The 13,831-nt window shown below is 63.5% G+C and carries 12 protein-coding genes and 1 pseudogene; 4 read left to right on the top strand and 9 right to left on the bottom strand.

Translation table 11 applies throughout. The features are described from left to right. Nucleotides 1–811: pseudogene (gene mcpA, locus HP547_RS19130) on the top strand (methyl-accepting chemotaxis protein McpA); the annotation flags it as partial. Nucleotides 812–880: 69 nt separating this feature from the next. Here mcpA and HP547_RS19125 read toward each other — a convergent pair. The 3 genes from HP547_RS19125 to HP547_RS19115 all read right to left on the bottom strand — a co-directional run bounded on the left by HP547_RS19125 (nucleotide 881) and on the right by HP547_RS19115 (nucleotide 3,545). Continuing rightward, nucleotides 881–1,945: a hypothetical protein gene (locus tag HP547_RS19125; RefSeq protein ID WP_172230989.1), complete on the bottom strand. Its 1,065-nt coding sequence runs from the start codon at nucleotides 1,943–1,945 to the stop codon at nucleotides 881–883. Between the two features lie 73 nt (nucleotides 1,946–2,018). Then, nucleotides 2,019–2,396: a RidA family protein gene (locus tag HP547_RS19120; RefSeq protein ID WP_172287086.1), complete on the bottom strand. Its 378-nt coding sequence runs from the start codon at nucleotides 2,394–2,396 to the stop codon at nucleotides 2,019–2,021. 12 nt (nucleotides 2,397–2,408) lie between these two features. Continuing rightward, on the bottom strand, nucleotides 2,409–3,545 hold the full coding sequence (locus HP547_RS19115) for an FAD-binding oxidoreductase (RefSeq protein ID WP_172287085.1): 1,137 nt from the start codon (nucleotides 3,543–3,545) through the stop codon (nucleotides 2,409–2,411). A 115-nt stretch (nucleotides 3,546–3,660) separates the two neighbouring features. Here HP547_RS19115 and HP547_RS19110 point away from each other — a divergent pair, with 115 nt between their 5' ends. Both HP547_RS19110 and HP547_RS19105 read left to right on the top strand, forming a co-directional pair. After that, nucleotides 3,661–4,254, top strand: a complete 594-nt coding sequence (locus tag HP547_RS19110) for a helix-turn-helix domain-containing protein (protein ID WP_172287084.1) — start codon at nucleotides 3,661–3,663, stop codon at nucleotides 4,252–4,254. A 105-nt stretch (nucleotides 4,255–4,359) separates the two neighbouring features. Continuing rightward, nucleotides 4,360–5,145, top strand: a complete 786-nt coding sequence (locus HP547_RS19105; protein WP_172230977.1) for a sulfite exporter TauE/SafE family protein — start codon at nucleotides 4,360–4,362, stop codon at nucleotides 5,143–5,145. Between the two features lie 14 nt (nucleotides 5,146–5,159). Here the strand turns inward: HP547_RS19105 and HP547_RS19100 are convergent, their stop codons facing one another. From HP547_RS19100 to HP547_RS19080, 5 genes are all read right to left on the bottom strand, one after another. After that, a complete protein-coding gene (locus HP547_RS19100; RefSeq protein WP_172287083.1) occupies nucleotides 5,160–5,699 on the bottom strand; it encodes a histidine phosphatase family protein in 540 nt (179 codons plus the stop codon). Nucleotides 5,700–5,781: 82 nt separating this feature from the next. Further along, nucleotides 5,782–6,114 carry a DUF3325 domain-containing protein gene (locus HP547_RS19095; RefSeq protein ID WP_172229308.1) on the bottom strand — a complete coding sequence of 111 codons (333 nt, stop codon included), beginning with the start codon at nucleotides 6,112–6,114 and terminating at the stop codon, nucleotides 5,782–5,784. Further along, a complete protein-coding gene (locus HP547_RS19090; RefSeq protein ID WP_172229306.1) occupies nucleotides 6,111–7,631 on the bottom strand; it encodes a PepSY domain-containing protein in 1,521 nt (506 codons plus the stop codon). The genes HP547_RS19095 and HP547_RS19090 overlap by 4 nt, the downstream gene beginning before the upstream one ends. Continuing rightward, nucleotides 7,628–7,915, bottom strand: a complete 288-nt coding sequence (locus HP547_RS19085; RefSeq protein WP_172287082.1) for an iron transporter — start codon at nucleotides 7,913–7,915, stop codon at nucleotides 7,628–7,630. Before HP547_RS19085 ends, HP547_RS19090 begins: the two co-directional genes overlap by 4 nt. Before the next feature lie 72 nt (nucleotides 7,916–7,987). After that, entirely contained in the window at nucleotides 7,988–10,222 is a 2,235-nt protein-coding gene (locus HP547_RS19080) for a TonB-dependent siderophore receptor (RefSeq protein ID WP_172287081.1), read from the bottom strand. Between the two features lie 325 nt (nucleotides 10,223–10,547). On the opposite strand from HP547_RS19080, the gene HP547_RS19075 reads away from it, so the two are divergent. Then, nucleotides 10,548–11,762 (top strand): MFS transporter, encoded by a 1,215-nt coding sequence (locus HP547_RS19075; RefSeq protein ID WP_172229300.1) that lies wholly within the window; start codon nucleotides 10,548–10,550, stop codon nucleotides 11,760–11,762. On the opposite strand, the gene HP547_RS19070 is transcribed toward HP547_RS19075, so the two are convergent. Further along, nucleotides 11,759–13,567 carry an ABC transporter ATP-binding protein/permease gene (locus HP547_RS19070; RefSeq protein ID WP_172287080.1) on the bottom strand — a complete coding sequence of 603 codons (1,809 nt, stop codon included), beginning with the start codon at nucleotides 13,565–13,567 and terminating at the stop codon, nucleotides 11,759–11,761. The two genes, HP547_RS19075 and HP547_RS19070, sit on opposite strands and share 4 nt — an antisense overlap. Nucleotides 13,568–13,831 lie beyond the last annotated feature (264 nt).

Genomic DNA, 13,831 nt, shown 5'->3' with positions numbered 1-13,831 from the left:
GGTGCATGACCTGTCGGAGAAAGTGGTCAGCGCCTCCAACGCGTCGATCAGCGGCTCTGAAGAGCAGAGCATGCGCACCAACAGCGTGGCTGCGGCAATCAACGAACTGGGTGCCGCCACCCAGGAAATCGCCCGCAACGCCGCCGATGCCTCCCAGCATGCCAGCGGCGCCAGCGAACAGGCCCATGGTGGCCGTGAAGTGGTCGAAGAAGCGATCAGTGCCATGACTGCCCTGTCGCAGCGCATCAGCGAGTCTTGCGCGCAGATCGAAACGCTCAACGCCAGCACTGACGAGATCGGCAAGATCCTCGACGTGATCAAGGGCATCTCGCAGCAGACCAACCTGCTGGCGCTGAACGCCGCCATCGAAGCGGCCCGTGCCGGTGAAGCCGGCCGTGGCTTTGCGGTGGTGGCTGATGAAGTGCGCAACCTGGCGCACCGCACCCAGGAATCGGCGGAAGAAATCCACCGCATGATCACCAGCCTGCAGGTGGGCTCGCGCGAAGCGGTGCACACCATGAACACCAGCCAGGTTTCCAGCGAACAGACCGTGCAAGTGGCCAACCAGGCCGGTGCGCGCCTGGCCAGCGTTACCCAGCGCATTGGCGAGATCGATGGCATGAACCAGTCGGTGGCCACCGCCACCGAAGAGCAGACTGCCGTAGTCGAAAGCCTCAACCTGGACATCACCCAGATCAACGCCCTGAACCAGCAAGGGGTGGAGAACCTCAACGACACCCTGCGCCACTGCGACCAGCTGGCGCAGCAGGCCGGGCGCTTGAAGCAGTTGGTGGGCAGCTTCAGGATCTAAGCGCTGGCATCAGGCGGCAGCGGCCAATGGCTGTTGTCGCCGGTACAGGCCCGTTGATATCGCCCCGTTTCAAGCCACAGCTGCTTCCCGCACCCGAGCCCGTCGCACCCAGGCCAGCAACACGGCCGCCATCAGCACAAAGCCCAGGTAACCGAACAACGGGTACACCTCGCCCACCAGGCTGATGAACCCCACCAGGCTGCAGCCAAACGCCACCACCCCGGTGACCACCGACCCCCAGCGAAACTTGGCCGTGCCCGCTGGCAACAGCCGCGACAGAAACGAGAACATGGTGCCGACAGCAGTGTTGACGATCATCCCGAAGATGATCAGGCACATCACAAGGCCCAGCAAAGGCGATACTTCACTGGCAATCGACAGCATCGGCATCGGCAGGTCGGCCACGCTGTCCAGGCGCGACAACAACCCGGCACTCATCACCAGCATCAGGCCACCCAATGCCGCACCACCGAGCAAGCCACCCCACACGGCGGTTTTCTCACCCTTGGCCGAGCCACCCAGAATGGCCAGGATCGGCGCACCCGCGACGATGTTGTAGGACACATACAGAAACGCCCCCAGCAACCAGTGGCGGGTGCCGGCCTGCTGCTGGCCGGCCAGCTGATCGAGCGCGGCGAAACTCTGTTCACGGCTGAACACCGCGTACAGCGCAATTGCCGACGCCACCAGGATCAGCAGTGGCGTGATGGCGCCAATGGCCAGGATCACCTTGCGCACGTCCAGGCACACGATGCCCACCACCACCAGCGTCATCAGCACGCTGCCGGTCAGTGCCGGGATGCCGAACTGCTGCTCCAGCAATGCACCACCGCCCGCCAGCATGACGACGGTGACCGCGAACATGAAGAAGGTGATCAACCAGTCGACGAACCGGCCCAGGTGCCGGCCGCAAATGGCCTGGATCACATCCTTGTGCGAGGTCGCCTGCTGGCGGTTGCCCAGCCCGGCCAGGGCCATGCCGAGGAAGGTGAACAAGGCGGCGCTGACCAACGCACCGGCCAGCCCCCACAGGCCGAAATCGACAAAGAACAACAGCAGTTCCCGCCCCGAAGCGAACCCCGCCCCCACAATCACACCGACAAATGCGCCGGCAATCTTCAGCTGCTCTTTCATGTGCACCTCTGATTTATTGTTGTTGTGCCTTTGAGGGCCTTTTCGCGGGCAAGCCCGTTCCTGCACCGCTGTTTCAGGAGTCGCCGACAAACGCCTGCACTTCAATCTCCACGTCCACGCCCAGCGCCAACGCCGAGGCGACGGTGGAACGCACTGGCAGCGCGGCACCGAAGAACTCCTTGTACACCTCGTTGAAACCGGCGAAGTGGCTCATGTCCGATAGCCACACCGTGGCCTTGACCACTTGGTCGAAGCTGGCACCGCAGGCCGCCAGGCTGTCGGCGATGCGCTCGCAGGCGGCGCGGGTCTGGGTCTGGATATCACCGCGCACAACTTCGCCAGCGCTGCTCATTGGCACCTGGCCGGAGAGGAACAGAAAACCACCGGCCTTGACCGCGCGGGAAAACGGGAACGGCAGGCTGCTGGGGAAACGCTGGATGTCATTGCTCATGGGAAGCTCCTTTCACGGTTGTTGAAAACGGGCCGGGGACAGGCGCTCGGGGGCCACCCCCTGGCGGACAAGACTGGGACACAGCGGTTGGCCGAGCAGCAGGTCGGCTGCCAGCCGTGAGGCGCCTGCAGCCGACTGGATACCATAGCCGCCCTGGGCCGCCAGCCAGAAAAACGCGGGGACGTGCGGGTCAAACCCGATCACCAGGTCACCATCGGCGACGAACGAACGCAGCCCGGCCCAGGTGTGGCTGGGGCGGCGGATCGCCAGGGTGGTCATGGCTTCGATGTTGTAGATGCCCAGGGCCACATCCAACTCCTCCGGTGCGGCGTCCTGGGGTTCGACCGGGTCGGCATTGGCTGGCGACCCGAGTAGCTGGCCGGCATCGGGCTTGAAGTAAAAGCTTTCATCGACGCCGATCACGGCCGGCCAGCGGGCGAAGTCGTGGTCCGCCGGGCCGGGGAAGGTGAAGGCGCTGCGTCGGCAGGGTTGCAGGCCGACCGGTGCCACGCCGCACTGCTCGGCCACGCGGTCGGCCCAGGCACCTGCGGCATTGACCAGCTGGCGCGCCTGCACGTGGCTGCCATCGGCCAGCTCGATTTGCCAAAGGTCATTCTGGTAGCTGGCCCTGAGCAGCTCGGCATTGCAGCGCAGTTCACCACCGGCAGCACGGTAGCCGCGCAAGAAGCCCTGATGCAGCGCATGCACGTCCAGGTCCATGGCACCCGGCTCGAGCACCGCGCCGGCCAAGGTCTCGCTTCGCAGGCCGGGCACCAGGGCCAGCGCGGCGTCGCGGTCAAGCAGGCTGACTTCGGTGCCATTGGCCACGTTCTGCGCGTGGGTCTGCTCGAGCAGCTCGCGCTGCTCCACGCTCGCCACATACAGGCAGCCACGCGGTTCCAGCAGCGGGTGCTCGCAGAAACCCGCCGGCGGGGCGTGGTAGAACGCCCGGCTGGCGCGGGTCAGGGCCTGGATCTGCGGGGTGCCGTATGCCTCCATGAACATCGCCGCCGAGCGCCCGGTGGCATGGTAGCCAGGCTGCGACTCGCGCTCGAGCAACAGCACCCGCTGTTGACCCCCCAGGCGATAGCCCAGCGACGCACCGGCAATGCCGGCACCGATGATAAGGGTGTCGTAGATCGGGATCATGCACGCTCCTGCCAGCTTAATTATCATTTATGAGAATTCTAATATATGAGAATTTAGAAATGCGCAAGGGTCCAAGGTAAGATGCCCGACCAACGCCGCATGCCGAGAGCCCTGAATGCCCGCTGCCCTTCCCCTGCTAGACCGCGCTGTAGTCGGCCAGCGCCTGCGCCAGGTGCGCAAGGCACGCCAGATGACCCTCAAGCAATTGTCCGAAGCCAGTGGCGTGCCGCTGTCCACCTTGTCGAAAATGGAACTGGCGCAGGTGTCGGTCAGCTATGAAAAACTTGCCGCTGCCGCGCGGGCACTGAATGTCGATATCGCCCAGTTACTACGCGCCAGCGGTACGGTGAGCGCCCCGGTGCCGGTGACCGTGGTGGTCGATTCATTGCCGGCAGCGGCGGGTTATTCGACCGGCACCTATGATTACTATCCGATTGCCGGCGACTTTCCCGAACGGCGCATGACGCCGGCCTATGCCCGCATCATCGCCAGGGAACGCGGCCAGTTCGACGATTTTATCCGCCATCCCGGTCAGGAGTTCGCGCTGGTGCTGAGCGGGCGTGTGCGCATCGAGTTCGAGACCGGTGAGGCGGTGAGCATCGGGCCACAGGAGACGGCGTATTTTGACAGCCAGGTGGGGCACATCTACCTGTCGGAAAGCGACGACGGCGGCGTTGCCCACGTGATGGTGGTGATGACTGATCGCTGATCGGCCGCGGTTATAACCTAATAACGAACAAGTCTATTTGGCTATAAAAAAATCTATATGCTGGCTGCATCCGATAACGGGCAAAGTTGGGCAGTCGAGTAGCGTATGGATGTAGGTTCTTTCGGTTTCACCATTGCGGGCCTGGTCGTGGGTTTCATCGTCGGCATGACCGGCGTCGGTGGCGGCTCGCTGATGACCCCTATCCTGCTGTGGTTCGGCATCAGCCCGGCCACCGCTGTCGGCACCGACCTGTTGTACGCCGCCATCACCAAAGCCAGCGGCGTATGGGTGCATGCCCGACACAAGAACATCGACTGGAAGATCACCGGCTATCTGAGCCTGGGCAGCGTGCCCGCCGCTGCACTGACCCTGTGGTTCCTCAGCACCCTGCACACCGATACCTCGGCGCTCAACGCCATTATCAAGCAAGGTCTTGCCGTGGTGCTGATCCTCACTGCGCTGGCCATCCTGTTCAAATCGCGCCTGCAGGCCTTCGCCAACCGCCATGCCGGTGACCACTACCACCTCAGCGACCGCAGCCTGAACACCCTGACCGTGCTGACAGGCGTGGTGCTGGGGGTGATGGTCACGCTCACCTCCATCGGTGCAGGCGCACTCGGTACCGTGGCACTGTTCCTGCTGTACCCGTTCCTGGTCACCCGCCGCCTGGTCGGTACCGAAATCGCCCACGCCGTGCCACTGACCCTGGTAGCAGGCCTGGGCCATGCGGGCATGGGCAACATGGACTGGTCGCTGCTGGGCTATCTGCTGCTGGGCTCGCTGCCGGGCATCTATCTGGGCAGCCACCTCACCGGGCGCATCTCCGACCGTGTGCTTCGCCCGTGCCTGGCGGCGATGCTGTTGCTGATCGGCTACAAGCTGGCTTTCTGAAGGCAGAGCGCGCCTTATACGATGCGCAATCGCCAACGGCCTGCACGGCTCAGTTGCAACCGGGAAAGCGGCAGTACGTCAATCGCATGGAAGGCTGAAAGTGGGCAGTCCATCAGGTTCATGAGCACTGCCCGGATGACCAAAGGGTGTGTGACGCAACACCATTCCCCTGGCTGATCGAAGCCTCCCAACCAGCCAGCGAGACGCCGGCGCAGCTCGACAAACGTCTCGCCGCCGTGCACATCGCTGGCTGGATTTTCCAGCCACTCGGCCAACGCCTGCGGTTGCTCGGCCTGCAAGTGCTTCAAGGTCAAACCCTGCCAACGCCCCAGGTCGCAATCGGCCAATGCCGGCTCGACCTGCGCCGGCCCGGCCATCCATGCTGCAGTCTCGCAGGCCCGGCGCTCTGGGGCCGTCAGCAGTTGCATGCCTGCCAGGTTGAGGCATGGCGCCCCGGTCAACGGCAGGATGCCATCATCCACACAGTGCAGGCGCCCGGTCTTCTGGGCCTGGGTCAGGGCATGGCAGATCAGGGTCAGGCGGACGGCTTTCACCGGTATTCTCTCGCGCGTGCTGGGGGAGCATGGTTTAGCACGCTGCTGCAGCAATGTCGAAGCTGGCCGCGATGAGCGCAGATCAGGCAACTACTGACACCAACCCCCATCCCGGCACCGCCAGCACCAACCCCACCGCCAACCGCGGCCAGTACGGCAGTAGCATCACCAGCACCACCCCCGCCAAAGACAGCACTGCAAACCAGGCCACCGGCCCCATGGCCCAGCCCCAAGCCTGGGCACAGAGCACCAGGCTGGCCAGCAGCGCCAGCCATCCCGCGCCTCGCAAGCCAATACGCAAGGCACGTGGGCAGGGCCGGTTCCATACCTGCTTGTAATGCCGCTCAAGCCCTTGGCAAAGCCCGAGCATGCCAGCGTACGCGAACACCACGCCGCCTGTGATCCACAGCATCATGCTTCAGCCTCCATCTGCCGACCCGCCGTTGCCTTCAACGCCTCCGGCTGAGTCTGGCTTATCCGCCAGGCCACCAGCCCAAGCAATACCCCCAGCACCAGCGCACACGCCGCTACGCCCAGGCGCATCGCATCTTCAAGCCCGCCAAACACACCCAGGCCAATGCACAGCAATGCCGTCAGCAGCAGCTGCTCGACCCACGCCTGGCGTGCCGGCCTGATGCCGGCATGCAGCAGGCCCAGCAGCCATGCGCCGAAGAATACCCGCACCTCCCAGCTTTCCCGTTGCAGCAGCTCCACGGGCAGCAGGCGGCTGGCCCATAGCAGCCCAACGCACGCCAACAACAGGCCGCTGACGAAGCCGACGTTGCACACCTCGGCCAGCCGGTACCAGCGCCGTGCCGAAGCGTCGGCACTGGCATTGGCATACTTGCGCCCGCGCTTTACGCAGAACAGCACCAGGCCGCTGGCGATCATCAGGCAGCTGACCAGCCCGCAGATGAAGTACAGCCAGCGCATCGGGTAGCCGCCAAACTGGGCAAAGTGCAGGCCGACCATGACCCGCTGGGTCAGGGGCGCCGCACGCCACTCGGGAACGTCGCTCAGCAATTGCCCGCTGATGCCATCGAAGACCATCGCCTGGCCCTTGGCCAAGGCGATGCGGTTGCCAAGCGCGGGGCGGATCTCGACACGCGCCGCTGCCGTATTAGGGTTGCGGATGTTCAGGCCGCCCAGCGGGCCCAGCCGCGCCTCGGCCTGGGCTAGCAGCGGCGCCACATCGACCAGTGCCGCCGGCTGCCTGGCCAGGCCACGGGGCTGCTCCAGGCGGGTATTGCCCTGAGCCTTGAAGTAGGCGCGGGTGTCACCGGCGAATAACGCATCCACCCCCGCAGGGATGTAGATGAGCATGAAGATCACCAGGCCGGTGTAGGTAATCATCAGATGAAACGGCAGCAACAGCACGGCGCTGGCGTTGTGGAAATCCAGCCACGAGCGCTGGCCCTTGTTCGGCCGGAAGGTGAAGAACTCCTTGAAGAACTTCTTGTGCACCACGATGCCGGTCACCAGCGCCGCGAGCATCACCAACGCCAGTGCGCCGACCACGAAGATACCCCAATTGCGCGGCAGGTCGAGGGTGAAATGGAAGCGGAAGAAGAAGTTGCCGCCGACGCTGTCGCGTACCTCCACCACCTCGCCAGTGTTCGGATCGAGCTGTACCCCGCCAGCGTGGCGTCGTTCGCCGGTGGATACGCGCAACCCCGGCGAACGCTCGCTCGGCAGGCTGATGCCCCAGTTCGCCGCCTGTGGCTCGTGGGCCTGCAGGTAGGCGATGGCACGCCCGGCAGCGTCGGCCTGCGACACCTGGCTGGCCGGGATTTCCGGCTGCATCCAGTGGTTGAGTTCCTTGTCGAACACCGCCAGGGTACCGGTGACGAAGATGGCGAACAGCAGCCAGCCGAAGATCAGACCGGACCAGGTGTGCAGCCAGGCCATCGATTGGGTGAAGGTATTCTTCATGCCAGCCACTCCAGTACCTGCGGCCAGAAGCCGATCAGGCTCAGGGGCGCCGCCAGCACCAGTGGCGCCCAGGCGCGCAGGGCATCACGGCAGGCAAACGCCCAGAGGATCGCGGCGGTGTAGAACAGGAACGCCGGCAGAGTCGCGACAATGACTGCATCGGTGGCAGCCAGCGGCAGGATGCGGGCCAGGCAAGCGCTGGCGGCATAGCTGAGGGCGTAGCCGCCGAGCAGTGCGGCGCTGCTGCGGGAGAGAATCTGCAGCCAGGCGGGGGATCGAGTCATTTCGCTTCCTTGAACAATGTGTAGGCCCATTCGCGGATAAAGCCGCGAATGGGCCGCGCAGCGACCCCTGGCTCAGAAGTTGATATTCAGCGCAGCAAACACCGCCCTGCCCGGCTGGTTATAGGTGTTGGCACCCGAGCTGCTGGCGTTGCCACCGCGCAGGATCTGCTTGTCGAACACATTGTTCACCCCCACCCGTACGTCGTAGTTGGCGTTGAACTTGTACCCGGCACTCACGTCCACCAGGCCGTAGGCCTCGACGTCCTGCTGCGCAGCCTGGTCGTAGTTTTCCTGGGTACGGTAGTTGTAGGTCGGCGACTTCTGCTTGCCGAAGTAAGTACCCGCCACCTGGAACGACAGCTGCTCGGTGGCGCGCCAGTCGAGGGTGGTGTTGACGGTGTACTGCGGAATCACCGACAGCGGCTCGCCGGTCTCGCGGTTGTCGTTGTCGAGCATCCAGGTCAGGTTGGTGTTCCAGTCCAGGGTGGGCGTCAGCTCGATGAAGAAGTTGCCTTCGATGCCCTCCACCCGCGCCTTGCCGGCGTTGTCCCATTGGGTCACGCGGCTGCCGGTACCGATGGTGTAGAGCACATCGGTATCACCGATGATCTTGTTCTTGTAGTCGTTGCGGAAGTAGGTGGCACTGGTGCGCCAGGTGCCGCGGTCGTACAGCAGGCCGATTTCCTTGTTGACGCTGATCTCGGGCTTGAGGTCGGCGTTACCCTGCAGGTAGCAGCCACCGTTGTTGGTCTGCTGCACACTGCACCCGTTGCCGCGGCTGTAAAGCAGGTAGTTGGGGTTGGACTGGTACAGATTCGGGGTCTTGTAGGCGCGCGCGATACCGCCTTTGACCGACAGTGCTTCGGTCAACTTGTGCGACAGGTTCAGGCTGGGGCTGAAGTTGTCGCCGAACATTTCGTGATGGTCGAAACGCAGGCCTGGCGTAATGGTGGTGTCGCCGACGATGATGTTGTCTTCGGCGAACAGCGCATAGCTGCGCGCGGTCATCTTCGAGCTGCTGCGATCGAAGCCGACCAGCCCAGCGTCGCCGGCAGGGTCCGAACTCTGCGGGCGCAACGAACCCTGGTCGTTGAGGGTTTCGTACAGGTATTCCCCGCCCAGAGTCAGGACATGCTCGGTATTGCCGGTGGCGAACGGCAGGTTCACTTCGCTGCTGAGGCGGGTATTGCGCAGGCGTGACATGGCCGCGCCCTCTGCGTTCGGGGCGCCTTCGGTGCGGCCTGCCAGGCCTTCGTTGAGGCGCCAGTTGCGTACGTATTCATACGCCAGCGAGGTCTTGCTGGTACCCCAGCTGAAATCGCCCAGGTGGGTCAGGTCGTAGGTACTGCGCTGCATCACGTTGGTTTCATGGCCGTAAAGGCTGGAAACGAAGTCAACGTCGCCACCGCCGTTGCTGTTCATGGTGTCGCCGGCAAAGATGTTGCCTTGGCGGCTATAGCCAGCGCTGGCTTCGAGCCGGTGCTCGTCGTTCAGCTTCCAGCTCAGCAGCCCGTTGAGGTCCTTGTTGCGTACCCCTTCGCGACCTGCCACCAGTGCACTGGTCGCGTGCCCGGCATTGATGTCCAGGTCGTCGGCGTCGGTCTTGGCCATGCCGCCGTACAGGCGGAAACCGAGGTTATCGGTCAAGCCACCACCCAGGTTGAAGTTGGCACGGCGGCTGGCACCCTCGGCGCTGTCTTCCGGCAACTGCGTGTACAGGCTGATGCTGCCCTTGAGCTCGTCCGTGGGGCGCTTGGTGATGATGTTGACCACCCCGCCCATGGCCCCGGAGCCATAGCGCGCGGCCGCCGGGCCACGCAGGATCTCGATGCGCTCGACCGCTTCGGCTGGTACCCAGTTGGTCTCGCCACGGGTGTCGCGGTCGCCGTTCCAGCCATAGCGTACGGCGTTGCGCGCGCTGGACGGCTTGCCGTCGATGAGGATCAGGGTGTTTTCCGGGCCCATGCCGCGCAGGTCGATCTGGCGGTTGTTGCCTCGTGCGCCACTGGCGCTGTTACCGGTGAGGTTGACCCCCGGCTCGCGGCGGATGATGTCGGACAGGTCATTGGCCGGCGGGTGGCGCTTGATGTCCTCGGCGGTAATGACCGAAGAGCCCAGTGCCTGGCGCGCCTCGCGCTCAGCGGTGATAAGGGTGTCCTGGATCAACAGAGCATTGTCCGCGACCGGTACCTCCAGCACCTCACCCACGGGCCGTTCATCAGCCTCTGCTGCAGTGGCCATCATGGCCGGCGACGCCAGCGCGACAAACGCCAGGGCGAGGCTGTTGGGTGAAGTTCTGCACTGCATGGGTACATCTCCTGCGAATCATGAGCGAAAAGGCACATCCCTGTCGGAAACCGGGAGCCCTTCGCCCACCGGCCCCGCAAACACAGTTTGGCGGCCAACAGGGATGGTAAATATAGGGATTCTCAAATGAGTTTAAATCTTATTTACGAAGTTTACATGTTTGTAACGGAACTTTGCTAAACGCGCGGCCTTTGGCACCACCGCGAGCTGGGTATCGCAGTCTGCAGACCACGATGGGCCGCATGGCGGCCTGTGGCCCTGGTGATTTGCATCCAGCACGTTGCCACCTACAGTTTCGAACGTGGCAACTGTTCAGAGACCCCTGATGCGCAGCAATGAAGAAAGCAGCCCGGCGAGCACCGCCCGAAGCGTGGCCAAGATCCCCCGAAGCGTCTGGGCGCTGGGTTTCGTGTCGATGTTCATGGACATCTCCTCGGAGATGATCCACGCCCTGCTCCCCCTGTACATGGTCACCGTGCTCGGCACATCAGTGCTGGCGGTGGGTGTCATCGAAGGCATTGCCGAGGCCACCGCGTCAATCACCAAGGTGTTCTCGGGCGCGCTTAGCGACCGAATGGGCAAACGCAAGCTGCTCACGGTAGTGGGCTATGGCCTCGGTGCGCTGACCAAACCGGTATTTCCCCTGGCCTCCGGCCTGGAGTGGCTGACTGCGGCGCGCTTCGTCGACCGGGTCGGCAAAGGTATCCGTGGCGCGCCGCGCGATGCGCTGGTGGCCGATATCACGCCCGCCGAATTGCGCGGCGCCGCGTTCGGCCTGCGGCAGACGCTCGACACTGTGGGCGCCTTCCTCGGACCGTTACTGGCTATAGGGCTGATGTGGCTGACCGCAAGCCATTTCCAGACGGTGTTCTGGGTGGCGGTGATACCGGCATGCGTGGCGGTTTACATTCTCGTTGCCTTCGTTCGCGAACCTGAAACACCGACCATGACACGGCCGGTGCGTGCGCCGCTGGCACTGCGCGAACTGGTCCGTCTGGGGCCAGCCTACTGGCGCCTGATCAGCCTGGCCACGTTGTTTACCCTGGCCCGCTTCAGTGAGGCGTTCCTGCTGCTACGCGCCCAGGACATGGGCCTGGCACCGTTGTGGGCGCCGGCGGTCCTGGTACTGATGGCCCTGGCCTATTCACTGTCAGCCTACCCTGCCGGGGTCCTTTCCGATCGGGTCGGCCGCCGCGGTGTATTGGTGGCCGGGCTGGGGTTGCTGATGGCCGCCGACCTGTTGCTGGCCCTGCTGCCGGGCTGGGCCGGGCTGACCTTGGGGGTTGCTGCCTGGGGCCTGCACCTGGGCTTCAGCCAGGGCATATTCGCGGCGATGATCGCCGACAGTGCACCCGCCAACCTTCGCGGTACTGCCTTCGGTGTGTTCAACCTGTTGACCGGTGTGGCGCTGCTGGCAGCCAGCGTGGTAGCCGGGTTGTTATGGGACGGTGCAGGGTTCCAGGCCACCTTTCTGGTCGGCGCAGGGTTCGCCAGCGCCACGCTGTTGGGAGTGACGCTGTTGCGCACAAAGGTACGCTAGGCCAATGCGGGTCGCTGTTCAAGCAAAGACCAGCCGCCATCCCCATCGACCTCGAGCCGATGTGTATGGAACCCTGCGAGTGTGCTGCGATGGCCAACACTGACCAGCAACGCACCCGGCATTTCCGAGCGCAGCAACGAATACAACGTGTGCTCGAGCCCTTCATCCATTGCCGAGGTGGACTCGTCGAGGAACACTACCTGAGGCCGGTTGAACAGCACCCGGGCGAACGCCAGGCGCTGCTGCTCACCCACCGAAAGGATATGTGACCAGTCGCAACTGACGTCGAGACGCTCAGCCAGGTGGGCCAGGTTGACCTGGCGCAACGCCTGCTGCATGCGCGCGGCATCCTCAGCCTTGCTGGCTGCCGGATAGGCAATCACCGTACGCAAGTCACCCAGCGGCAAGTACGGGCGCTGCGACAGGAACATCGCCTGATGACCCGTCGGCCGGTTGACCTGGCCCTCTGCGTACGGCCAGAGGCCCGCCAACGCACGCAACAGCGTGGTCTTGCCACTGCCCGACGGCCCCTTGATCAGCAACGCCTGACCGGCGTGCAGGCGTAGATTCAGGTCGGCGATAAGGGCGTGCCCATCAGGGCGCAGCACCTGCAAGCGGGCGATATCCAGGGCATGAGCCTGCTCGTGCGTGAGGACACGCGGCAAGGCGCTCGCCTGCGCGTTCGCATCAAGGAACCCGGTGAGACGGTCAAGCGTGGCGCGGTACTGGGCAAAAGCATCATACGACTCACGGAAGAACGACAACGAGTCCTGCACCTGGCCGAATGCCTGGGACGTCTGCATGACATCGCCCAGCTTGATTGCCCCGCTAAAAAAGCGTGGCGCCTGCAAAATGAACGGGAATACCACGGCGACCTGGCTGATGCCCAGGTTGAAACCGCTGAACTTCAGGTTTCGGAATACCAGCGCCCAGGCATTGATGATCAACGCGCCAAAGCGGCCCAGCAGCGTACTACGCTCAACCTGGGCCCCTTGGTAGAACGCGATGTTTTCGGCATTCTCGCGCAGGCGCATCAGCGCGTAACGGAAGTTGGCGGTGAGTTTTTCATTGAGGAAGTTCAAGCGGATCAACGGCCGGCCGAGACGGAAGGCAATCCAGGTGGCGACGATGACATACAGGTAAACGGCAAACACCATCGCTCGGGGGATTTCAATCCCGGCCACCGCCAACGGTGCCGAAAGCCCCCAAAGGATCCCGGTAAACGCCACCAGCGATACCAACGCGCTGACCGCCCCCAGGGCCAGCGTCACCGAGTTGTTGACGAAGGCGTTGACGTCCAGCTCGATGCGCTGGTCAGGGTTATCCACCGGCTCGGCGAGGAACTGGCCACGGTAGTAGGCATCGCCGTGCATCCAGTCGCGGGTAAGACGCTTGGTAAGCCAGACCCGCCAGTGAATGCTGAACGCCTGGCTTACGTAGAACGTGAACAGCGAGCGCAGCACGTGGATGCTGGCCAAGACCGCGAACACCCCGAGAAGGTACCAAAACGCCGCCTGGTCAAGCGCCTGCAAGGCGCTGTAGAAGCCGTTGTACCAGAACGAGAACAGCACATTCAGGCGTACCGAGAACAGCGTCAGTATCAGCAGCAACACAAACACCAGCAACGGCCGCCAACTGCGCCTGAAACTGAAATAAGGCCCCGCAAGCTGCCAGAACTGGCTGCCCCAGCGCGTGCAACGTACGGCCAGGGTGGCGGCTGCAGTGAAGCAGACAAGGGTGATGAACGAGGCGATCGCCAGCCAGCTCAGGCTTTCTTGGAGGGCCTGGTGCCAGTTCATTTCCATGGTGATTATCCGTGCAGAGTGTTTTCGCGAGCGTAGCACTGTGGTGTGCTGCAGCAGGCATACATGACGGACATTTCATGATGGCTCGGTTGCGCGAATGCTGTAGGAGCGGCGTACGGCTGATGTTTGAGCGGCAGAAAGACAAAACCCCTACCTGCATGCGCAGATAGGGGTTTTGCGAAATGAATCTTGACGATGACCTACTCTCACATGGGGAGACCCCACACTACCATCGGCGATGCATCGTTTCACTACTGAGTTCGG

Source organism: Pseudomonas sp. CM27, from assembly GCF_013179515.1.
Lineage (GTDB): Bacteria > Pseudomonadota > Gammaproteobacteria > Pseudomonadales > Pseudomonadaceae > Aquipseudomonas.
The sequence above is the reverse complement of the archived record's forward strand: the minus strand, read 5'-3'. Positions and strand labels throughout refer to the sequence as shown.